Annotated in this window: 18 protein-coding genes; 7 read left to right on the forward strand and 11 right to left on the reverse strand. The window is 55.2% G+C overall.

Going from position 1 to position 21,010, the window contains the following annotated elements; translation table 11 throughout:
* Positions 1-3: 3 nt before the first annotated feature.
* From dusB to acuI, 11 genes are all read right to left on the reverse strand, one after another.
* Positions 4-969, reverse strand: coding sequence for a tRNA dihydrouridine synthase DusB (gene dusB, locus SK51_RS06470; protein WP_006812176.1), 966 nt, complete (start codon positions 967-969; stop codon positions 4-6).
* A 329-nt stretch (positions 970-1,298) separates the two neighbouring features.
* Positions 1,299-2,039 carry a carbonic anhydrase gene (locus SK51_RS06475; RefSeq protein ID WP_023307084.1) on the reverse strand — a complete coding sequence of 247 codons (741 nt, stop codon included), beginning with the start codon at positions 2,037-2,039 and terminating at the stop codon, positions 1,299-1,301.
* Between the two features lie 137 nt (positions 2,040-2,176).
* Positions 2,177-3,058, reverse strand: a complete 882-nt coding sequence (gene prmA, locus SK51_RS06480; protein WP_022649571.1) for a 50S ribosomal protein L11 methyltransferase — start codon at positions 3,056-3,058, stop codon at positions 2,177-2,179.
* Between the two features lie 11 nt (positions 3,059-3,069).
* Positions 3,070-4,521 (reverse strand): sodium/pantothenate symporter, encoded by a 1,452-nt coding sequence (gene panF, locus SK51_RS06485; protein WP_022649570.1) that lies wholly within the window; start codon positions 4,519-4,521, stop codon positions 3,070-3,072.
* Entirely contained in the window at positions 4,511-4,753 is a 243-nt protein-coding gene (locus SK51_RS06490) for a YhdT family protein (RefSeq protein WP_022649569.1), read from the reverse strand. Before SK51_RS06490 ends, panF begins: the two co-directional genes overlap by 11 nt.
* Before the next feature lie 108 nt (positions 4,754-4,861).
* Positions 4,862-6,211 (reverse strand): acetyl-CoA carboxylase biotin carboxylase subunit, encoded by a 1,350-nt coding sequence (gene accC, locus SK51_RS06495; RefSeq protein ID WP_003860388.1) that lies wholly within the window; start codon positions 6,209-6,211, stop codon positions 4,862-4,864.
* Positions 6,212-6,221: 10 nt separating this feature from the next.
* The gene (gene accB / locus SK51_RS06500) at positions 6,222-6,683 is read right to left on the reverse strand and encodes an acetyl-CoA carboxylase biotin carboxyl carrier protein (protein WP_010436174.1); all 462 of its coding nucleotides are present in this window, start codon (positions 6,681-6,683) and stop codon (positions 6,222-6,224) included.
* Positions 6,684-6,704: 21 nt separating this feature from the next.
* Entirely contained in the window at positions 6,705-7,157 is a 453-nt protein-coding gene (aroQ, locus tag SK51_RS06505; protein ID WP_022649568.1) for a type II 3-dehydroquinate dehydratase, read from the reverse strand.
* A 234-nt stretch (positions 7,158-7,391) separates the two neighbouring features.
* Positions 7,392-7,991: a protein-methionine-sulfoxide reductase heme-binding subunit MsrQ gene (gene msrQ / locus SK51_RS06510; protein ID WP_022649567.1), complete on the reverse strand. Its 600-nt coding sequence runs from the start codon at positions 7,989-7,991 to the stop codon at positions 7,392-7,394.
* A complete protein-coding gene (gene msrP / locus SK51_RS06515) occupies positions 7,992-8,993 on the reverse strand; it encodes a protein-methionine-sulfoxide reductase catalytic subunit MsrP (RefSeq protein WP_023307083.1) in 1,002 nt (333 codons plus the stop codon).
* A 77-nt stretch (positions 8,994-9,070) separates the two neighbouring features.
* Entirely contained in the window at positions 9,071-10,045 is a 975-nt protein-coding gene (gene acuI, locus SK51_RS06520) for an acrylyl-CoA reductase (NADPH) (protein ID WP_023298743.1), read from the reverse strand.
* A gap of 183 nt (positions 10,046-10,228) precedes the next feature.
* On the opposite strand from acuI, the gene csrD reads away from it, so the two are divergent.
* The 7 genes from csrD to yhdP all read left to right on the forward strand — a co-directional run bounded on the left by csrD (position 10,229) and on the right by yhdP (position 20,973).
* Complete coding sequence (gene csrD, locus SK51_RS06525; RefSeq protein ID WP_022649564.1) at positions 10,229-12,169, forward strand: RNase E specificity factor CsrD; 1,941 nt, start codon at positions 10,229-10,231, stop codon at positions 12,167-12,169.
* A gap of 282 nt (positions 12,170-12,451) precedes the next feature.
* Positions 12,452-13,495, forward strand: coding sequence for a rod shape-determining protein MreB (gene mreB / locus SK51_RS06530; RefSeq protein ID WP_000913396.1), 1,044 nt, complete (start codon positions 12,452-12,454; stop codon positions 13,493-13,495).
* Positions 13,496-13,557: 62 nt separating this feature from the next.
* Positions 13,558-14,574 (forward strand): rod shape-determining protein MreC, encoded by a 1,017-nt coding sequence (gene mreC / locus SK51_RS06535; RefSeq protein ID WP_003860400.1) that lies wholly within the window; start codon positions 13,558-13,560, stop codon positions 14,572-14,574.
* Positions 14,574-15,062, forward strand: a complete 489-nt coding sequence (mreD, locus tag SK51_RS06540; RefSeq protein ID WP_003860402.1) for a rod shape-determining protein MreD — start codon at positions 14,574-14,576, stop codon at positions 15,060-15,062. Before mreC ends, mreD begins: the two co-directional genes overlap by 1 nt.
* A 9-nt stretch (positions 15,063-15,071) precedes the next feature.
* Positions 15,072-15,665: a Maf family protein gene (locus SK51_RS06545; protein WP_023307082.1), complete on the forward strand. Its 594-nt coding sequence runs from the start codon at positions 15,072-15,074 to the stop codon at positions 15,663-15,665.
* On the forward strand, positions 15,655-17,124 hold the full coding sequence (gene rng, locus SK51_RS06550) for a ribonuclease G (protein ID WP_003860405.1): 1,470 nt from the start codon (positions 15,655-15,657) through the stop codon (positions 17,122-17,124). The genes SK51_RS06545 and rng overlap by 11 nt, the downstream gene beginning before the upstream one ends.
* Before the next feature lie 42 nt (positions 17,125-17,166).
* A complete protein-coding gene (gene yhdP / locus SK51_RS06555) occupies positions 17,167-20,973 on the forward strand; it encodes an AsmA2 domain-containing protein YhdP (protein ID WP_023307081.1) in 3,807 nt (1,268 codons plus the stop codon).
* Positions 20,974-21,010: the final 37 nt, after the last annotated feature.

Below are 21,010 nucleotides of genomic sequence, written 5' to 3' on the forward strand. Positions count from 1 at the left end.
TCATTACGCAAGATTTTCGAAGTATGCCTCCAACGCCTCCAGCTGTTCGCTGGCATCCTCAATGGCGTTGAATGTGCGCCGAAACTGGTCATTTGGAGCGTGCTCCTGGAGATACCAGGATACGTGTTTACGCGCAATTCGGTACCCTTTTGCCTGGCCGTAGTGGTCATGCAGTTCCCGAACATGCGAACAAAGCAAGCGCTTAACCTCTGCCAGAGGCAGCGGGGCAAGCAGCTCCCCAGTGTCCAGATAATGCTGGATTTCCCGAAAGATCCAGGGTCTTCCCTGAGCGGCACGTCCTATCATCAGAGCATCAGCTCCCGTATAGTCGAGCACAGCTCTGGCTTTAAGCGGGTCAGTTATGTCGCCATTCGCGATAATCGGAATGGAAACTTTCTGCTTAACTGCCCGAATGCTGTCGTATTCAGCTTCACCGTTGAACAAACAGGCGCGAGTGCGTCCATGAATGGTCAGGGCCTGAATGCCACAGTCTTCGGCCAGTTGGGCAATCTCTACACAGTTACGGTGTTCCGGCGACCAACCCGTGCGAATCTTCAACGTAACAGGAACGTCCACTGCGCTGACAACCGCCGTCAGGATTGACTTCACCTGGTCGGGGTATTGCAGAAGGGCTGAACCTGCAAGCTTGCGATTCACCTTTTTGGCCGGGCAACCCATATTGATATCAATAATCTGGGCGCCACTTTCCACGTTAATACGCGCGGCATCTGCCATCTCTTCAGGCACGCTTCCGGCAATTTGCACGGTGCGGATACCTGGCTCATCCACGTGCACCATCCGAAGGCGGGACTTGTCGCTTTCCCAAACCTGCGGGTTAGACGACATCATCTCGGAAACGGTTAATCCTGCTCCCATCTCGTAGCACAGCGTCCTGAACGGCCGGTCGGTAATACCTGCCATTGGGGCTGCGATCAGGCGATTTCTAAGCTGGTGGTGTCCGATGCGCATGAGTTAAGAAATGACCATACTGTGACTGCAAGGCGGCGTATATTACGCATTTTTTGCACGAGATGAAAGGCCAAACTTTGAACAATCCTCTGTTGTAGATCAAGGAATCGCCAGTCATTCTTTTCGGATAAGATTATTCGCTATTTAAATCATTGTGTTATGAAGAAATGAACATTTTGTGGGCGCTTACAATTTCCCGTAACTTCTCATCATTTCTGAATAAATGAATCAATTGGCCGGGATAATCTGCTGCGATATGCAGCAGATTATGGCGCTTCTTTGCGATCTGCGTCGCATTTCAGCACAGGATATCAGCGCAAAAAATCGGCTTATTCAACAACCAGACGGCCATGAAGCGGCTGAACCGGGCGGCTGTTTTCGTGGTGCATAGTGTGAGTGAATTTTTGCAGCTGTTCAGCAGAGACGGTCAGCGGATGCTTGAGCACCAACCATGTCACCCCTTCTGAGCACGGTGGCGTGGTCAGGGAGCCGCTAAAACGCCAGTAGGTTTTATCCGCAGGCAGTAATTTATTCATATCGAGTGTTGGCTTAATTGTAACGTTCTGGTCAACCTGTCCTGGCATCACGCCCCAGAGTTTATCTAGTGCAGCGTTTGCCGCGCCCTGATCGAACATAACGGCAACGACCGTCAGTTCGCCGTCAGCGTTTTTATGGACCAGATGCATTTCCATTGCGTATTTTTTACCGTGCACCGTGTTTTCGGATGGCGCATGGAAATGGAACTGCTGTAATGTCCAGGTCTGTTTATCAAGCGTGATGCTGTCGCGTGTATCGGCATTTTCACTCGCCTGGATAGTATGGCCGTTGTTTATCAGGGTGACCGGGCCGTCGATATAGTGCGTTTCCAGCGGAGAGATGTGAGCTTTGACCGTATTATCAATGTTAACCGGCGACTGATACATCCCGCTTTTACACGTCTTGTACGCCTCATCCAGTTCGCCCCAGTGTTCCGGTGCGCCTTCTCCTTGATAGCTCCAGTGTGAGGCGTAAGTTGAAGCCGAAATCACGCTCAGCGCCAGCAGCGCTGCCTTGCCTGAAATGTGTTTCATCGTATTCTTCCTGTGAATTTTATTATCCAAATCAATGATTAACATTATGATTTGTGCGGTTATTTTATCGAAGAAAGGATGAAGGATGGAGAAAAAATCGAAGGGAAAAGGCGTGGTCAGACGACCACGCCAAAGGCTTATTTTTTACGACCGGTGATGCGACACCACTCTTCTTTCTCGACAACCGGGTCGAGCGCAAAGAGATCGGCGTAGGCTTCACAGACGCTGTCTGCCTGGCTGGCAAGGATACCGGACAGGCCCAGCAGACCGCCTTCAACCGGCAGCACGCTGATTAACGGCGCCAGCTCGCGTAACGGGCCAGCCAGGATATTCGCGACCACCACATCGGCTTTCATGGCCTCTGGCTGTGCATCAGGCAGATACAGTTCAAGGCGATCGGAAACGCCATTACGCTCGGCGTTATCACGGCTGGCCTGAATCGCCTGCGGATCGATGTCGATCCCGATGGCTTTTGCCGCGCCCAGTTTCAGCGCCGCGATAGCGAGGATCCCGGATCCGCAACCGAAGTCGATCACGGTTTTGCCTTCCAGATCCAGGCCATCCAGCCATTGCAGGCACAGGGAGGTTGTCGGGTGGGTACCGGTGCCGAACGCCAGACCCGGATCCAGCATTACGTTGACCGCATTTTCATCGGGAACGTCGCGCCAGCTTGGGCAGATCCACAGACGCTGACCAAACTGCATTGGATGGAAGTTGTCCATCCACTCGCGTTCCCAGTCTTTGTCTTCCAGCTGTTCGATTTTATGCGCGAAACCCGCGCCCAGCAGCGGATGGTTTTCCAGAATCGCCACGACCTCTTTCATGTCGGTTTCTGCATCGAACAGGCCGATAACGTCCGTATCACCCCACAGGCGCGTTTCGCCTGGTAGCGGCTCAAAGACCGGCGTGTCATGCGTGTCCTGGAACGTGATAGAGACCGAACCGGCCTCCATCAGCGCATCACTCAGTTCTTCGGCGTTCGCGCCGGTTGTGTTCAGTTTCAATTGGATCCACGGCATGGCAAAACTCTTTATTTATCAGTAGAAATCAGGGTGGCGGGTGGAACGGGACGGCCAAAACGGTTACCCACCACAAACGCCAGTAAACTTAACAGTAACGAAGGCACGATCGGGTGAAAGCCAAGATACTGAATTTTCAACGTGGCGAGAACGGCATACAGGACGCCCCCGACAATCATGCCGCTTAATGCACCCGCGGCATTCGCGCGTTCCCAGTACAGCCCCAGCACCAGCGGCCACAGGAAAACGGCCTCCAGCCCGCCAAAGGCGAGCAGGTTTAGCCAGATGATCATCTCCGGTGGACGCCACGCGGCCAGCAACAGTAACGCCCCCAGCACCAGGGTAATCACCGCCGACATACGCTTGAGGCGTCGCTCATTTTCGACCTGTTCAGGGCGCAAATTCAGATAGAGATCTTTAATGATCGTAGCGGAACTTTGCAGCAACTGAGCGTTGATGGTCGACATAATGGCCGCCATGGGTGCGGCGAGGAAAATCCCGGCGGCAAACGGCGGAAGCACTTTCACCATCAGGGTCGGAATGACCAGATCCGGTACGGTAAGGTCAGGGATCACCGCGCGGCCCAGCGCGCCCGCCAGGTGCATACCAAACATCAGGATCGCCACCACAATTGTCCCGATAATGATCCCGCGGTGCACCGCTTTGCTGTCTTTATATGAGATGCAGCGCACGGCAGTATGCGGCAGGCCAATCACGCCAAAGCACACCAGCACCCAGAACGAGGTCATAAAGGTTGGCGAGAGGATGTCATCCGCCCCCTGCGGCGAGACCAGTTTCGGATCGATCGCTTCCAGGGTTTCAACCGCATGGCTCAGGCCCCCTGCGGCATGCACGATACCCACCAGCAGAACGAGAGTGCCAATGAGCATCACCATTCCCTGCATCGTATCGTTCAGAACGCTGGCACGGAACCCGCCAAACGCGGTGTACAGCGCGATACTCACACCGAAAATGACCAGACCCGTCTCGTAGGGGATCCCGGCTGCCGTTTCCAGCAGACGTGCGCCGCCGATAAACTGCACCGTCATCGCACCAATAAACGCCACCAGCAGACTCAGGCTTGCCAGCCATACCAGCAAGCGACTCTGATAGCGGGCAAACAGCATATCGTTCAGCGTCACGGCATTGTAGCGACGGGCCAGAATGGCAAACTTTTTACCCAGTATGCCCAGAGAGAGCCAGATGGCAGGCAGCTGGATCATGGCCAGCAGTACCCAGCCCAGTCCGTACTTATAAGCGGCGCCCGGGCCACCGATAAACGAGCTGGCGCTGATGTAAGTAGCGGTCAGCGTCATGGCCAGCACGACGCCACCCATTGAGCGGCTCCCGAGGAAATACTCGTTCAGAAAGGTACCGGTTGAACGTTTACGCATCGCATAAACCGACAGGCCAAACACCAGGAACAGGTAAGCGACAAGCGGCAGAATGACTTCAAGCTGCATCATCGTCCTCCAGGGAGATATCGCGATAGATGAATTTCACCATCGCCCAGCACAGCACAATAAACACCAGCGGCAGCAGCAGGCAGGCCATTTCAAACCAGTGCGGGAGGCCGGTAATGCCAATCGCTGAATCAGGTAAGTAAGCAGTTACTAACCATGCAGCGAGATAGAGAAGGGTCAGCCACAGCGCCCAGCGCGCTTCTTTATGGGCCTGAACAAAACGTTTGTCCATTTTTTGTCCCTTGTGGATGAAGAAAGCGGGGATTGTACATGATGGGGCTTTGCGATCCCCAGAAATAAAAAAGGCCGGATAATCCGGCCTTTTAGCAACACTGGTCTCTTACTTCTCGTTCAGACCGAGTTTTTTCTCCAGGTAGTGGATGTTAGTACCACCATTCTGGAAGTGCTCGTCGCTCATGATGCGCATCTGGAGATCTACGTTGGTTTTGATCCCGTCGATGATCAGCTCCTGAAGGGCGTTCTTCATGCGGGCAATGGCCACGTCACGGTTTTCGCCGTAGCAGATCAGCTTACCGATCATTGAGTCATAGTACGGCGGTACGGTGTAACCGGCGTAAATATGGGACTCCCAGCGCACACCAAAGCCACCCGGCGCGTGGAAACGCGTGATTTTACCCGGGCTTGGCAGGAAGGTGTTCGGGTCTTCGGCGTTGATACGGCACTCTACCGCATGGCCTTTAACCACAACTTCTTCCTGTTTGATGGACAGCGGCTGACCGGCTGCGATACGCAGCTGTTCTTTGATCAGGTCAACGCCGGTGATCATTTCGGTAACCGGGTGTTCAACCTGAATACGGGTGTTCATCTCAATGAAGTAGAACTCGCCGTTTTCGAACAGGAACTCAAAGGTACCCGCCCCGCGATAGCCGATATCGACACACGCTTTGGCGCAACGCTCACCGATGTAGCGACGCAGTTCCGGCGTAATGCCCGGCGCTGGCGCTTCTTCGACGACTTTCTGGTGACGACGCTGCATGGAGCAGTCACGTTCAGCCAGATAGATCGCGTTGCCCTGACCGTCAGCCAGCACCTGAATTTCGATGTGGCGTGGGTTTTCCAGGTATTTTTCCATGTACACCATGTCATTGCTGAAAGCCGCTTTCGCTTCCGCTTTGGTCATGGAGATGGACTGCGCCAGTTCAGCATCGCTGCGTACAACGCGCATACCGCGACCGCCGCCGCCGCCAGACGCCTTGATGATAACCGGGTAGCCAATGCGTTTAGCATGGGCGCGGTTAGCATCCATATCGTCGGTCAGCGGGCCGTCAGAGCCCGGTACGGTTGGCACGCCGGCTTTTTTCATCGCGGTGATGGCAGACACTTTGTCACCCATCAGGCGAATGGTGTCGGCTTTCGGGCCAATGAAGATAAAGCCAGAGCGTTCAACCTGCTCAGCAAAGTTGGCGTTCTCAGAGAGGAAACCATAACCCGGGTGAATCGCGACCGCGCCAGTGATTTCGGCGGCGCTGATGATCGCCGGGATGTTCAGATAGCTTTTTACGGACGGAGCCGGACCGATACAGACCGTCTCATCCGCCAGCAATACGTGTTTTAAATCGCGATCCGCGCTTGAGTGCACGGCCACGGTCTTGATGCCCAGTTCTTTACAGGCACGAAGAATACGCAGTGCAATCTCGCCACGGTTGGCGATAACAATTTTATCCAGCATGTTCGCCTCGTTACTCGATGACGACCAGCGGCTCGTCAAATTCTACCGGCTGACCACTTTCGACCAGAATCGCTTTCACAGTACCTGATTTGTCTGCTTCGATCTGGTTCATCATTTTCATGGCTTCAACGATGCACAGGGTATCGCCTACGTTGACTTTCTGACCCACTTCGATGAACGCTTTCGCGTCCGGGCTCGGGGTGCGGTAGAAAGTACCAACCATTGGGGAACGTACGATGTGACCACTGATTTCTGCAGCTGCTGCAGGTGCGGCTTCTGCTGCTGGTGCAACGGCTGCGGAGAGCGCAGGCTGCTGCACTGGCGCGGCATAAGCTTGCTGCATTACCGGGAAGCTAGCGGCTGGGGCTGCACGGCTGATGCGTACAGACTCTTCGCCTTCAGAAATTTCCAGTTCGGAGATGCCTGATTCTTCAACCAGCTCGATCAGTTTTTTAATCTTACGAATATCCATGAGTGGGTTCCGTACTCTTGTTTAGTGTGATTGTGACAAGCGTTTTACCGCTGTCTGTAAAGCGTATGAATAGCCGTCTGCACCCAGCCCACATATCACGCCAGCGGCGATATCTGACAAGTAGGAATGGTGGCGGAACGGCTCTCGGGCGTGCACGTTACTCAGATGGATCTCGATAAACGGGATACTCACCGCGAGCAGTGCGTCGCGTATAGCAACACTGGTGTGCGTAAACGCGGCCGGATTGATCAGGATATAGTCCACAGTGTCTTTAGCCTGATGAATACGGTCGATGATTGCGTACTCCGCGTTTGACTGAAAATGGTCCAAATCCACATTCAGCGAGGCTGCTTCCGTACCCAGACGGTTAACAATTTCGCTCAATGTCAGCGTGCCGTACTTCTCTGGCTCACGGGTGCCGAGCATGTTCAGGTTCGGTCCGTTCAATACTAAAATTTGGAATTTGTCAGCCATTGTGCCGCTATCTCCTGCGATTTTCGGGTAAAAAACAACATATACCCTCAATACGCAATTGTCACCCTTTCAGAGGTCAAAAACCCCTGTCCGGAAAACCGAAGTCGCACATTATAACGATTTCGTAGCATTTGGCAGCTAAATACTGGTCTTATCAGGGAAGATTATCAACCGCTATCCGAAAAAGATTCGCGGCTGATAAATAATCTGCGGGAAAACGCACAGTTTCATGGACTATCGTACCCACTGGCGGAACTTCTTGTAACGCCATGCTAAAAGGGCCAATGCCAGCAGGGCGTAGATGACCGGCTGAGGAGATAAAATCTTCACCGACCACAGGTAATGGATGGGCGCGAGGATCGCGACAAGATAGACGAAGTTGTGCAGCAGTTGCCAGCGCCGTCCCATTTTTCGCTGCGCGTACTGCGTGGATGTCAGTGTCAGCGCCAGTAAAACCAGCCAGCTTACGATACCCAGCGTCAGATAAGGACGCGTAACCAGTTCGCTGCCAAGGAGTGCCAGGTTGTTAATGCCCAGTTCCAGCAGGGCGTAACTGGTGAGATGCAGCGTCGCCCAGGCAAAACACCATAGCCCCAAAAGCCGACGGGTACGTATTAGCAATGGCTGTTTAGCGTAGCGCGCAAGCGGTGAGACGAGCAAGGTCGCCAGCAAAAATTTCAGAGCCATCCGACCCGTAAAATGCTGAATATCTTTAGCCGGATCGGCACTGAACTGTCCCTGGCTGGCTGCCCAAAAGAGCCAGATAAAGGGGAGCAATCCGGCTAAATGCAGGAGTACCTTCAGCCAGGTTATCTGCTTTGCCGTTAAACGCACTTAGAAGTTCTCCCGTAAATTCAGCCCCCGATAGAGGGATGCCACCTCATCTGCATAGCCGTTAAACAGCAGCGTTGGCTGGCGTTTAACATCCAGCGCGCCGCCGGAACCGATAAAACGTTCCGTCGCCTGCGACCAGCGTGGATGATCAACGTGCGGGTTAACGTTGGCAAAAAAACCATACTCATCTGGCGCTGCGAGGTTCCAGGTGGTGGGTGGGCGTTCACGGGTGAGCTTAATGCTGACGATCGATTTGATGCCCTTGAAACCGTATTTCCACGGTACGGTCAGGCGAATGGGCGCCCCGTTTTGCGGCGGCAGCGCTTTGCCGTAAACCCCGACGGTGAGCAGCGTAAGCGGATGCATGGCTTCGTCGAGACGTAAACCTTCAACGTAGGGATACTCCAGCCCGCCGCCGATAAACCGATCCTTCTGGCCTGGCATCTCGTCCGGGGCATAGCGCGTCTGGAAGGAAACATACTTCGCGTTGCTGGTGGGCTCAACCAGCGCCAGCAGTTTATGCAAAGGGAAACCTACCCACGGCACCACCATCGACCAGGCTTCCACACAGCGCATACGGTAAATGCGTTCTTCAAGTGGGAAGCGGGTGGTGAGGTCATGATGATCCAGCGTCAGCGGCTTTGCCACTTCGCCATCAATCTTCAGCGTCCAGGGATCGGTTTTCATGCTCCCGGCGTTGGCGGCAGGATCGGCCTTATCGAGGCCAAACTCATAGAAGTTGTTATAGCCGGTGACTTTATCTTCCGGCGTCAACGTCAGTTTATTCTGCCACTGCGCCGGTTTCGTGAAGTTAAGCGGTGCGCCAGAGGGGGCTTTCGGGCGGTCGTTGCCCTTAAACCAGTCGAGCAGATCGGCGTGGGCCGCAGGGGTGAGCGTCAGGGCAGTGACGCTGATGCCAAGCATTTTCAGGATCTGGCGACGCTGTAGCATAAAGACAGACTCGGACGTTACGTCGGCTTCCGTCAGTTTTCGGGTTTTCATGGCATCCTCCGTCAGGCGTTTTTCTAAGCATGACGGAGGAGGAGGGTTAGCGCGAATATGTCACGAAAATTTGAAGATTAGGCGATTTTAACCAGCGCACGACCGTGGAACTGGTTGTCCATGATTTTATTGGCGTACTCTGGCGCCTGGCTCAGGGTAATCTCAGTGGCGCTCTGCTCATAGAATGAGGCTGGCAGATCCCGCGCCAGACGTTCCCAGGCCTCAGCCCGCCGCTCGGCTGGGGTCATGACCGAATCGACACCCTGAAGACGCACGTTACGCAGAATAAATGGCATCACCGTCGTCGGCAGGGCAAAACCACCCGCCAGACCACAGGCCGCCACGCAGCCACCGTAATTCATTTGCGCCAGCACCTTCGCCAGCACTTTGTCGCCGACGGTATCTACAGCGCCAGCCCAGACCTGTTTTTCCAGCGGACGGGTCTCGGCGAATTCGTCGCGGCTCAGAATACGGCTTGCGCCCAACTGACGTAGATAATCATGCGTACTTTCGCGGCCAGAGACGGCGGCGACCTGGTACCCCAGCTTGTGCAGCAGCGTGACGGCCGTGCTGCCCACGCCACCGCTGGCGCCGGTCACGACAATTTCGCCAGAGTCAGGACGGATCCCGGCCTCTTCCAGCGCCATCACGCAGAGCATGGCGGTGAAACCTGCCGTGCCGACGATCATCGCCTTACGGCCGTCCAGGCCTTTCGGCATCGGGACCAGCCAGTCACCTTTTACGCGCGCCTGCGCTGCCAGTCCTCCCCAGTGGTTTTCACCTACGCCCCAGCCGGTGAGCAGCACCTGCTGTCCAGCGTGAAAACGCGGATCTTCACTGGTATGCACGCGTCCAGCCAAGTCGATGCCTGGCACCATTGGGAAATTTCGGATGATTTTACCTTTTCCCGTAATGGCCAGTGCATCTTTATAGTTCAGGCTTGACCAGTCGATATCTACGGTCACGTCGCCCTCCGGCAGGCGGCTCTCGTCAATGGCTTGCACCGAGGCAACGGTTTTGCCGTCCTGCTGTTCTAAGATCAAAGCCTGCATACAGGGTCCTCACTAGGATTGATGATGGGAAAATATGTACTGAAGACTATACTCGCTCAATGAAACGCAGTGCCGATTTAACGCAATAAATTGCCAGATACACCAGGTTTGGTAGTATGCCGCATTTGAAATGCAAGTTAGCGCTCACTTGCGACCCCTTCAACCCACGGAGTAATCTCAAGGATGCGATTAACGACGAAGTTCTCAGCTTTTATCACCTTGCTGACGGGACTGACCATATTTGTCACGCTAATCGGCTGCTCGCTGAGCTTTTATAATGCCATCCAGGATAAGCTGGTTAACCGGGTAGAATCGGTTGCATCGGTTATCGACACTCGCCTGATTACAACCTCCTTCCCGGCACTTTCGCGTGAACTGGATGAGTTAATGGTGCCTGTGGATATCGTGCAGATCGACATTAAACAGGGGAAGCAGACCGTTTTCAGCCATACCCGTCAGGGCAGCTACCGTCCTGCCGGCACGGTAGATCAGTATCGGGACATAACGGTACGCTCACTTAAACATCCGGGTATGACAATCCATCTGATGTACCAGGATCCGATGAGCAACTATTTACGCTCGCTCATGACCACCGCGCCCTTAACCATCGCCGTAGCCTTGATCGTCCTGCTGATTTTCCTCGCCGTTCGCTGGCAGCGTCGTCAACTTTCCGGCCAGGAACTGCTGGAAACACGCTCGGTGCGAATACTGAATGGCGAGCGGGGTCCGCAGGTACGGGGATCGGTTTATGAATGGCCATCACGTACCAGTAGCGCCCTGGACGTGCTGCTCTCCGAAATCCAGTTTGCCAGCGATCAGCGTAGCCGTATGGACACGTTGATTCGCTCCTACGCCGCGCAGGATAACAAAACGGGCCTTAACAACCGTCTCTTCTTTGATAATCAGCTGGCTACGCTTCTTGATGACCCCGAAAAGGTGGGGACGCATGGCGTGGTAATGATGATTCGCCTGCCCGACTTCGATCTGCTCCGTGATACCTGGGGCCAGCGCGTGGCGGAAGAGAACCTCTTCACGCTGATTAACCTGCTGTCCACCTTTATTATGCGCTACCCCGGCGCGTTACTGGCACGCTACCACCGCAGCGACTTTGCCGTCTTGCTGCCGCATCGCACCTTAAAGGAGTCCGAGAGTATCGCCAGCCAGCTGTTGAAAGCCGTCGATGCGCTACCCCAGAGCAAAATGCTCGACCGCGACGACATGGTGCATATGGGCATCTGTGCCTGGCGCGGCGGTCAGTCGACGGAGCAGGTGATGGAACATGCAGAAGCGGCCACGCGCAACGCCGTATTGCAGGGGGCGAACGGCTGGGCGGTCTATGATGATACGCTACCGGAAAAAGGGCGCGGCAACGTACGCTGGCGAACCCTGATTGAACAGATGCTGAGCCGGGGTGGACCGCGCATCTATCAAAAACCGGCGGTTATAAAAAATGGTCATGTCCATCATCGTGAGCTGATGTGCCGTATTTTTGATGGGACCGAGGAGGTTATCTCCGCAGAGTATTTGCCGATGGTGCTGCAATTCGGATTGTCCGAAGAGTATGACCGCCAGCAAATCACCCGCCTCATTCCGTTTTTATCGTACTGGCCTGAAGAAAATCTGGCTTTACAGGTGACCGTCGAATCGCTGATCCGTCCGCGTTTTCAGCGTTGGTTACGTGACACGTTAATGCAATGCGAAAAATCGCAACGCAAACGCATTATTTTTGAACTTGCAGAGGCAGATGTAGGTCAACACATCAGCCGGTTGCGCTCGGTTGTGCGTTTAATCAATGCGCTTGGGGCTCGCGTGGCGGTAACACAGGCGGGTCTTACCCTGGTCAGCACCAGCTGGATCAAAGAACTGGATGTCGAATTATTGAAGCTGCATCCGGGTCTGGTAAGGAATATCGAAAAGCGCACGGAAAACCAGCTGCTGGTACAAAGCCTGGTGGAGGCGTGCAAAGGAACGCAAACGCAAGTATTTGCCGCAGGCGTACGTTCACGCAGTGAATGGCAGATGTTGACAGAGCGCGGTGTGACGGGCGGTCAGGGGGATTTTTTTGCCGCCTCTCAGCCGCTTGACACCAATGTGAAAAAATATTTGCAAAGATACTCTGTTTGACCTGCCGTTTACTTTGTTTTCACGTAGAATATCGCGCCTGTAGCTTTGAGTAAGACGAGCATAAAAGCCAGTGAACGACCTTTTATAGGTTACAAGTGAAAGTGAGGGACGCTGCTGTTTACTCAGCCCTGAGGGATTCAGGGGATGAATTTGTAACAAAGGAAACGTGCTGCACTAATTTTCACCGTAGCAGACGATTTTTGCGCCTTGTCGCTGCTGCGTGTGGTTGGTAAAGTAAGCGGATTTTGTTTTCCGCCCCAGCTTTCAGGATTATCCCTTAGTATGTTGAAAAAATTTCGTGGCATGTTTTCCAATGACCTGTCCATTGACCTGGGTACCGCGAATACCCTTATCTATGTAAAAGGACAAGGCATCGTATTGAATGAGCCTTCCGTTGTGGCCATTCGTCAGGATCGTGCTGGCTCGCCAAAAAGCGTGGCCGCAGTAGGCCATGATGCGAAGCAGATGCTGGGCCGTACGCCGGGCAACATTGCCGCGATCCGCCCAATGAAAGATGGCGTTATTGCTGACTTCTTCGTGACCGAAAAAATGCTTCAGCACTTCATCAAGCAGGTTCACAGCAACAGCTTCATGCGCCCAAGCCCGCGCGTACTGGTGTGTGTGCCGGTTGGCGCAACCCAGGTTGAACGCCGTGCAATCCGTGAATCCGCTCAGGGTGCCGGTGCGCGTGAAGTGTTCCTGATTGAAGAACCGATGGCTGCGGCAATTGGTGCGGGTCTGCCGGTTTCTGAAGCAACCGGTTCTATGGTGGTGGATATCGGTGGCGGTACCACTGAAGTGGCCGTTATCTCCCTGAACGGCGTGGTGTACTCCTCTTCCGTGCGTATCGGCGGCGACCGTTTCGACGAAGCCATCATCAATTACGTTCGCCGTAACTACGGCTCTCTGATCGGTGAAGCGACCGCAGAGCGCATCAAGCATGAAATCGGTTCTGCCTATCCGGGTGATGAAGTTCGCGAGATCGAAGTTCGCGGTCGTAACCTGGCAGAAGGCGTGCCACGCGGATTCACCCTGAACTCCAACGAAATCCTGGAAGCGTTGCAGGAGCCGCTGACCGGCATCGTGAGCGCGGTGATGGTTGCGCTGGAACAGTGCCCGCCAGAGCTGGCCTCCGATATCTCCGAGCGCGGTATGGTTCTGACCGGTGGTGGTGCGCTGCTGCGTAACCTCGACCGCCTGTTAATGGAAGAGACAGGTATTCCTGTCGTAGTTGCAGAAGATCCACTGACTTGCGTCGCCCGTGGTGGTGGCAAGGCGCTGGAAATGATCGACATGCACGGCGGCGACTTGTTTAGCGAAGAGTAGTCGGGTGTGAGAGGGTAGCAAATGGCTACCCTTTCTCTCTGACGCGAGAATACGCATAGCCTATGAAGCCAATTTTTAGCCGTGGCCCGTCGCTACAGTTTCGCCTGATCCTGGCGGTTCTGGTGGCGCTCGGGGTCATTATTGCCGATAGCCGCCTCGGTACGTTCAGCCAGATCCGAACGTACATGGATACCGCCGTCAGTCCTTTCTACTTTATTTCAAATGGTCCCCGTGAACTGCTCGACTCCGTGTCGCAAACGCTTTCATCGCGTGACCAGCTCGAACTCGAAAACCGTGCATTACGCCAGGAACTGCTGCTGAAAAACAGCGAGCTACTGATGCTGGGGCAATATAAGCAGGAAAACGCGCGTCTGCGGGAACTGCTTGGCTCGCCGCTGCGCCAGGATGAACAGAAAATGGTCACCCAGGTGATCTCCACCGTAAACGATCCATACAGCGATCAGGTGGTGATTGATAAAGGCAGCGTGAACGGCGTATACGAAGGTCAGCCTGTCATCAGCGATAAAGGCGTTGTGGGCCAGGTCGTGGCGGTTGCCAAACTGACCAGCCGTGTGCTGCTGATTTGCGATGCCACCCATGCACTGCCGATTCAGGTGCTGCGTAACGATATTCGCGTAATTGCCGCCGGTAATGGTTGTACGGACGATCTGCAACTGGAACACCTGCCCGCCAACACGGATATCCGCGTGGGTGACGTGCTGGTGACGTCTGGTCTGGGCGGTCGTTTCCCTGAAGGCTACCCGGTTGCGGTTGTCTCTTCCGTGAAGCTCGACACTCAACGTGCCTACACCGTGATCCAGGCGCGTCCAACGGCTGGCTTGCAGCGTTTACGCTACCTGCTGCTGCTATGGGGCGCCGATCGCAACGGCGCTAACCCGATGACGCCGGAAGATGTGCATCGCGTGGCCAATGAGCGCCTGATGCAGATGATGCCGCAGGTGCTGCCTGCGCCGGATGCTATGGGGCCACCTGCGCCCGTACCGGCTCCGGCGACGGGGTTAACGCAGCCGCTACCGGATGCGCCGCCACCGCCGCAAGTCTCGGGTGGAGGGCAGTAGTGGCCAGTTATCGTAGCCAGGGGCGCTGGGTAATCTGGCTCTCATTCCTCGTTGCATTGTTGCTGCAAATTATGCCCTGGCCGGACGACATTCTTGTTTTCCGGCCAAACTGGGTATTACTCATTTTGCTCTACTGGATCCTTGCCCTGCCGCACCGCGTAAATGTCGGCACAGGTTTTGTGATGGGTGCCATACTGGATCTTATCAGTGGCTCTACGCTTGGCGTCCGCGCCTTATCCATGAGCATTATTGCGTATCTCGTTGCACTCAAATTCCAGCTCTTTCGTAACCTTGCGCTCTGGCAACAGGCGCTGGTGGTGATGTTGTTGTCGCTCGCTGCGGATATCGTTGTTTTCTGGGCAGAGTTTTTAGTGATCAACGTCTCTTTCCGACCGGAAGTGTTCTGGAGTAGTGTAGTAAACGGTGTGCTCTGGCCGTGGCTGTTCCTGCTGATGCGTAAAATTCGCCAGCAGTTTGCCGTGCAATAAAAGGTTTCTATGACGTCTTTGTATCTTGCCTCCGGTTCTCCGCGTCGCCAGGAACTGCTCGCGCAGTTGGGTGTATCCTTCGAACGCATCGTTACCGGTATCGAAGAAAAACGTGCTGAGGGCGAAAGCGCTCAGCAGTATGTCTCCCGTCTGGCGCGTGAAAAAGCGCAGGCGGGCGTTGCATGCGTGCCGCGTGACTTACCGGTGCTGGGGGCCGATACCATCGTCATCCTCAATGGTGAGGTGCTTGAGAAACCCCGCGACGCAGACCATGCTGCGCGGATGCTGCGTAACATGTCCGGACAAACCCATCAGGTGATGACGGCGGTAGCGCTGGCAGACAGCCAGTACGTTCTGGATTGCCTTGTGGTAACGGAAGTGACGTTCAGAGTCCTCACCGACGAGGAGATCGCCGGCTATGTCGCCAGCGGCGAACCTATGGATAAAGCAGGTGCATACGGTATTCAAGGGTTGGGTGGCTGTTTTGTCAGGAAGATAAATGGCAGCTATCACGCCGTAGTCGGCTTACCGCTGGTGGAAACGTATGAGTTGCTGAGCAATTTTAACTCACTGCGTGAGGGAAGGGATAATTATGACGGCTGAATTGTTGGTAAACGTAACGCCATCGGAAACCCGTGTGGCCTACATTGATGGTGGCATTCTTCAGGAAATTCATATTGAGCGTGAAGCGCGGCGCGGAATCGTAGGCAATATCTACAAAGGTCGTGTCAGTCGTGTACTGCCGGGTATGCAGGCGGCTTTTGTAGATATTGGGCTCGATAAAGCGGCGTTTTTACACGCCTCCGACATCATGCCGCATACCGAATGCGTGGCAGGCGAAGAGCAAAAGCAGTTTGCCGTGCGCGACATCTCTGAGCTGGTGCGTCAGGGCCAGGATCTGATGGTGCAGGTGGTAAAAGATCCGCTGGGCACCAAAGGCGCGCGTCTGACCACCGACATCACCCTTCCTTCACGTTATCTGGTCTTTATGCCGGGGGCGTCGCACGTCGGCGTGTCACAGCGTATTGAGAGCGAAAGCGAGCGTGAACGACTGAAAAAGGTGGTCAGCGCCTACTGCGACGAGCAGGGCGGGTTTATTATCCGTACCGCAGCGGAAGGGATCAGCGAAGAAGACCTGGCCTCGGATGCGGCCTATCTGAAGCGCGTCTGGACCAAAGTGATGGAGCGTAAAAAACGCAACCAGACCCGCTACCGGCTGTACGGTGAGCTGGCGCTCGCTCAGCGCGTATTACGTGATTTCGCCGATGCGCAGCTCGACCGAATCCGCGTGGACTCCCGTCTGACGTACGAAGCCTTACTGGAGTTCACCGCCGAGTACATCCCGGAAATGCCGGGGCTGCTGGAGCATTACACCGGACGCCAGCCAATATTTGATCTCTATGACGTTGAAAACGAAATCCAGCGTGCGCTGGAGCGTAAGGTTGAGCTGAAATCGGGTGGCTATCTAATCATCGATCAAACCGAAGCGATGACCACCGTCGACATCAACACCGGCGCGTTTGTCGGCCATCGCAACCTCGATGACACCATCTTTAATACCAATATAGAAGCGACGCAGGCCATCGCACGCCAGCTTCGCCTGCGTAATCTGGGCGGTATTATCATCATCGACTTTATCGATATGAATAATGAAGACCACCGCCGTCGCGTGCTGCACTCCCTGGAGCAGGCGCTGAGTAAAGATCGCGTGAAAACCAGCATCAATGGCTTCTCGCAGCTCGGTCTGGTGGAAATGACCCGGAAACGGACCCGCGAAAGCGTGGAACATGTCCTGTGTAATGAGTGTCCAACCTGCCATGGACGCGGAACGGTAAAGACGGTGGAGACGGTCTGCTACGAGATCATGCGTGAGATTGTCCGTGTCCATCATGCCTACGACTCAGACCGTTTTCTGGTCTATGCTTCCCCTGCGGTGGCAGAGGCCCTGAAAGGGGAAGAGTCGCACGCGCTGGCGGAAGTGGAAATCTTTGTCGGCAAACAGGTAAAAGTGCAAATTGAGCCGCTCTATAACCAGGAGCAGTTTGACGTCGTCATGATGTAAACGCAGTTCGCTGCGAGATTTAAGGCTGACAAGGAGAGACGCGTGAGGCGATTGCCGGGGATTTTACTGCTTACAGGGGCAACGCTGGTCGTGATTGTCGCGTTGCTCGTGAGCGGGCTGCGTCTCGCCTTGCCGCATCTGGACAGCTGGCGGCCGCAGATCCTGGCAAAAATCGAATCTGCCACCGGTCTGCCGGTGGACGTGAGCCATATCGAGGCAAGCTGGCAGAACTTTGGCCCGACGCTTGATGCGCGGGATATCAGCGCCAGCCTGAAAGATGGCGGCCATCTTAAAATCAAACGCGTCACCCTGGCGCTGGATGTCTGGCAAAGCCTGCTGCATCTGCGCTGGCAGTTTCGCGATCTCACCTTCTGGCAACTTCAGCTGATGACCAACACGCCGCTGCAAAGCGGCGACAGCGATCGTGGGCTGGAAACCAGCCGTATCAGCGATCTCTTCCTGCGTCAGTTCGATCATTTCGATCTCCGCGACAGCGAAGTGAGCTTTATAACCCTTTCCGGACAGCGCGCTGAGCTGGCGATCCCACAGCTGACCTGGCTAAACGGGAAAGATCGCCACCGCGCCGAGGGGCAGGTGAATCTCTCCAGCCTGAACGGGCAGCACGGCGTTATGCAGGTGCGGATGGATCTGCGCGACGACAATGGCCTGCTGAACAACGGCAGGGTGTGGCTACAGGCGGACGATGTGGACGTGAAGCCGTGGCTGGGTGAGTGGCTACAGCAGAACATGCAGCTGGAAACCGCGCGCTTCAGCCTGGAAGGCTGGATGACCCTGACGAACGGGGCATTCGCCAGCGGCGATATCTGGCTTAAGCAGGGGGGCGCGAGCTGGAAGGGGGAAAACCATCAGCATCAGCTTTCCGTCGATAACCTCACCGCACACGTGACGCAGGATAAAGGCGGCTGGCAGTTCGCTATTCCGGATACGCGCATCTCCATGGATAACAAACCCTGGCCGCGCGGCGCACTGACGCTGGCGTGGATGCCGGAGCAGGACGTCGGCGGTATAAACGGTAAACGCAGCGATGAGCTGCGTATCCGCGCCAGTAACCTGGATCTGACGGCGATCGAAGGGTTGCGTTCAATGGCCGCAAAACTCTCCCCGGAGCTGGGCGAAATCTGGCTGGCGACGCAGCCGAGCGGGCAGATAAACCGGCTGGCGTTGGATATTCCGCTCCAGGCCACGGAAAAGACGCGTTTTCAGGCGGCATGGAATAATCTCGCATGGAAACAGTGGAAACTGCTGCCGGGTGCCGAGCACTTCAGCGGTAAACTGGAAGGAAGCGTGGAAAACGGCAGGCTGACGGCAGAAATGCAGGAAGCAAAAATGCCGTACGAAACGGTCTTCCGTGCGCCACTGGAGATCGAAAAGGGAAACGCCACCCTCAACTGGCTGAAGAATGACAAAGGTTTTCAGCTCGATGGTCGCGATATTGATGTAAAAGCCAAAGCGGTACATGCCCGCGGTAATTTCCGTTATCTACAGCCTGAAGGCGATGAGCCGTGGCTGGGCATTCTGGCAGGCATCAGCACAGATGACGGTTCGCAGGCGTGGCGCTACTTCCCGGAAAACCTGATGGGGAAAGCGCTGGTAGACTATCTCAGCGGCGCCATTCAAGGCGGTCAGGCGGACAACGCCACGCTGGTCTACGGCGGCAATCCGCACCTGTTCCCGTATAAGCATAACGAAGGCCAGTTCCAGGTTCTGGTGCCGCTACGCAACGCCACCTATGCCTTCCAGCCGGACTGGCCCGCGCTGAAGAATCTGAATATCGAACTCAACTTCCTGAATGACGGCTTGTGGATGAAGACGGACAGCGTTGCGCTGGGCGGCGTAACGGCAAGCAACCTGACGGCAAACATCCCGGATTACTCCAAAGAGAAACTGCTGATTGATGCGGATATTAATGGGCCGGGTAAAGCGGTTGGCCCATATTTTGAAGATACGCCGCTGGATGACTCCCTGGCGGCCACTCTCCAGCAGTTGCAGTTAGATGGTGATGTGAATGCTCGCTTACATCTGGATATCCCGCTCGACGGTGAAATGACCACCGCCAAAGGCGACGTTCGTCTGAATAATAACAGCCTCTATATCAAGCCGCTGGACAGCACGCTGAAAAACCTTAGCGGTCAGTTCAGCTTTGTTAACGGCAATCTGAAAAGTAAGCCGCTGAAAGCGACCTGGTTCAATCAACCCCTCAATATCGATTTCTCCACCACCGAGGGCGATAAAGCCTACCAGGTGGCGGTCAATATGGACGCGAACTGGCAGCCGTCACGCATGGATGTTCTGCCGAAGCCGATTGAGAATGCGGTGGACGGCGCGGTGTCATGGAATGGCAAGGTCGCCATCGATCTGCCTTATCATGCCGGTGCGCGCTATAACGTCGACATTACGGGCGATCTGAAAAACCTCAGTAGCCAGCTTCCCGCACCGCTGAACAAGAAAAGCGGTGAAGCACTGCCCGTCAACGTAAAGGTTGCGGGCAACCTTAACAGCTTCGATTTAACCGGAAACGCTGGCGGAACAAACCACTTCAACAGCCGCTGGCTGCTTAACCGCAAGCTGACGCTGGACAGGGCGATCTGGACGACGGACAGCCGTACCACGCCGCCGCTGCCGGAGCAGGCGGGCATTGAACTGAATCTCCCGCCGATGGATGGCGCAGAGTGGCTGGCACTGTTTCAGAAAGGTGTCGGGCAAAACGTCGATCAAACGGCGCAGTTCCCGCAGTCCATTACCTTGCGCACGCCTGCGCTGACGCTGGGTGGGCAGCAGTGGAACAACCTGAGTATTGTCTCCCGGCCGACGGTGAACGGCTCAAAGGTCGAGGCGCAGGGGCGTGAAATTAACGGTTCGTTGACGATGCGCGATAACGCGCCATGGCAGGCGGCTATCCGTTATCTCTATTACAACCCGACCTTTACGGCGTCTAAAACACAGTCGACAAGTACGTCTCCTTTCAGCAGCAGTGGAACGTCGCGCGTGGATTTCAGCAACTGGCCCGATCTCCAGCTGCGCTGCGCGGAGTGCTGGCTGTGGGGACAGAAATATGGCCGTATCGACGGTGATTTTGCTATTCAGGGCAATACGCTGAGCCTCTCTGGTGGGCTGGTGGATACCGGCTTTGGCCGCATGACCGCCGCTGGCGAGTGGGTGAACAAACCGGGTGAACAGCGCACCTCGCTGAAGGGCGATATTAAAGGCAACAAGCTGGACTCCGCGGCTAACTTCTTTGGGATCAGCACGCCGCTTCGCGGATCGTCCTTCGATGTGAATTACGATCTGCACTGGCGCGCGGCACCGTGGCAGCCGGACGTTGCCTCGCTGAACGGTATCCTCAGAACCCGTTTTGGTAAGGGACAAATTGCCGATGTTAGCACCGGTCATGCAGGGCAAATACTGCGCCTGCTGAGCTTTGACGCGCTGCTGCGCAAGCTGCGCTTCGATTTCAGCGATACCTTCAACGACGGTTTCTATTATGACTCCATTCGCGGAACGGCCTGGATCAAGGACGGCGTGATGCATACCGATGATACGCTGCTGGACGGCCTGGAAGCGGACATCGCCATGAAAGGATCAGTGAACCTCGTGCGCCGGGAGCTGGATATGGAAGCGGTTGTTGCCCCGGAAATCTCCGCTACAGTGGGTGTTGCTACCGCTTTTGTGGTCAATCCGATAATCGGCGCGGCGGTATTTGCCGCCAGCAAAGTGCTGGGGCCGCTCTGGAGCAAAGTCTCGATTCTGCGCTACCGCATTACGGGCCCAATCGATAAACCGCAGATTAATGAAGTGCTGCGCCAGCCGCGCAAAGAAGCACAGCAATGATTTGACGTGGGCAGGTAATTGCCTCACTCTCAATAAT

The sequence above is a fragment of the Enterobacter sp. MGH85 genome (assembly GCF_001037655.1).
Classification (GTDB): domain Bacteria; phylum Pseudomonadota; class Gammaproteobacteria; order Enterobacterales; family Enterobacteriaceae; genus Enterobacter; species Enterobacter intestinihominis.

Excerpts from the sequence above, each read along its gene's own strand:
- mreB (WP_000913396.1), top strand. The coding sequence starts at position 12,452 with ATGTTGAAAAAATTTCGTGGCATGTTTTCCAATGACCTGTCCATTGAC.
- dusB (WP_006812176.1), bottom strand. The coding sequence starts at position 969 with ATGCGCATCGGACACCACCAGCTTAGAAATCGCCTGATCGCAGCCCCA.
- accC (WP_003860388.1), bottom strand. The coding sequence starts at position 6,211 with ATGCTGGATAAAATTGTTATCGCCAACCGTGGCGAGATTGCACTGCGT.
- SK51_RS06490 (WP_022649569.1), bottom strand. The coding sequence starts at position 4,753 with ATGGACAAACGTTTTGTTCAGGCCCATAAAGAAGCGCGCTGGGCGCTG.
- rng (WP_003860405.1), top strand. The coding sequence starts at position 15,655 with ATGACGGCTGAATTGTTGGTAAACGTAACGCCATCGGAAACCCGTGTG.
- panF (WP_022649570.1), bottom strand. The coding sequence starts at position 4,521 with ATGCAGCTTGAAGTCATTCTGCCGCTTGTCGCTTACCTGTTCCTGGTG.
- mreC (WP_003860400.1), top strand. The coding sequence starts at position 13,558 with ATGAAGCCAATTTTTAGCCGTGGCCCGTCGCTACAGTTTCGCCTGATC.
- prmA (WP_022649571.1), bottom strand. The coding sequence starts at position 3,058 with ATGCCGTGGATCCAATTGAAACTGAACACAACCGGCGCGAACGCCGAA.
- csrD (WP_022649564.1), top strand. The coding sequence starts at position 10,229 with ATGCGATTAACGACGAAGTTCTCAGCTTTTATCACCTTGCTGACGGGA.
- accB (WP_010436174.1), bottom strand. The coding sequence starts at position 6,683 with ATGGATATTCGTAAGATTAAAAAACTGATCGAGCTGGTTGAAGAATCA.
- acuI (WP_023298743.1), bottom strand. The coding sequence starts at position 10,045 with ATGCAGGCTTTGATCTTAGAACAGCAGGACGGCAAAACCGTTGCCTCG.
- SK51_RS06475 (WP_023307084.1), bottom strand. The coding sequence starts at position 2,039 with ATGAAACACATTTCAGGCAAGGCAGCGCTGCTGGCGCTGAGCGTGATT.
- SK51_RS06545 (WP_023307082.1), top strand. The coding sequence starts at position 15,072 with ATGACGTCTTTGTATCTTGCCTCCGGTTCTCCGCGTCGCCAGGAACTG.
- msrP (WP_023307083.1), bottom strand. The coding sequence starts at position 8,993 with ATGAAAACCCGAAAACTGACGGAAGCCGACGTAACGTCCGAGTCTGTC.
- aroQ (WP_022649568.1), bottom strand. The coding sequence starts at position 7,157 with ATGGCTGACAAATTCCAAATTTTAGTATTGAACGGACCGAACCTGAAC.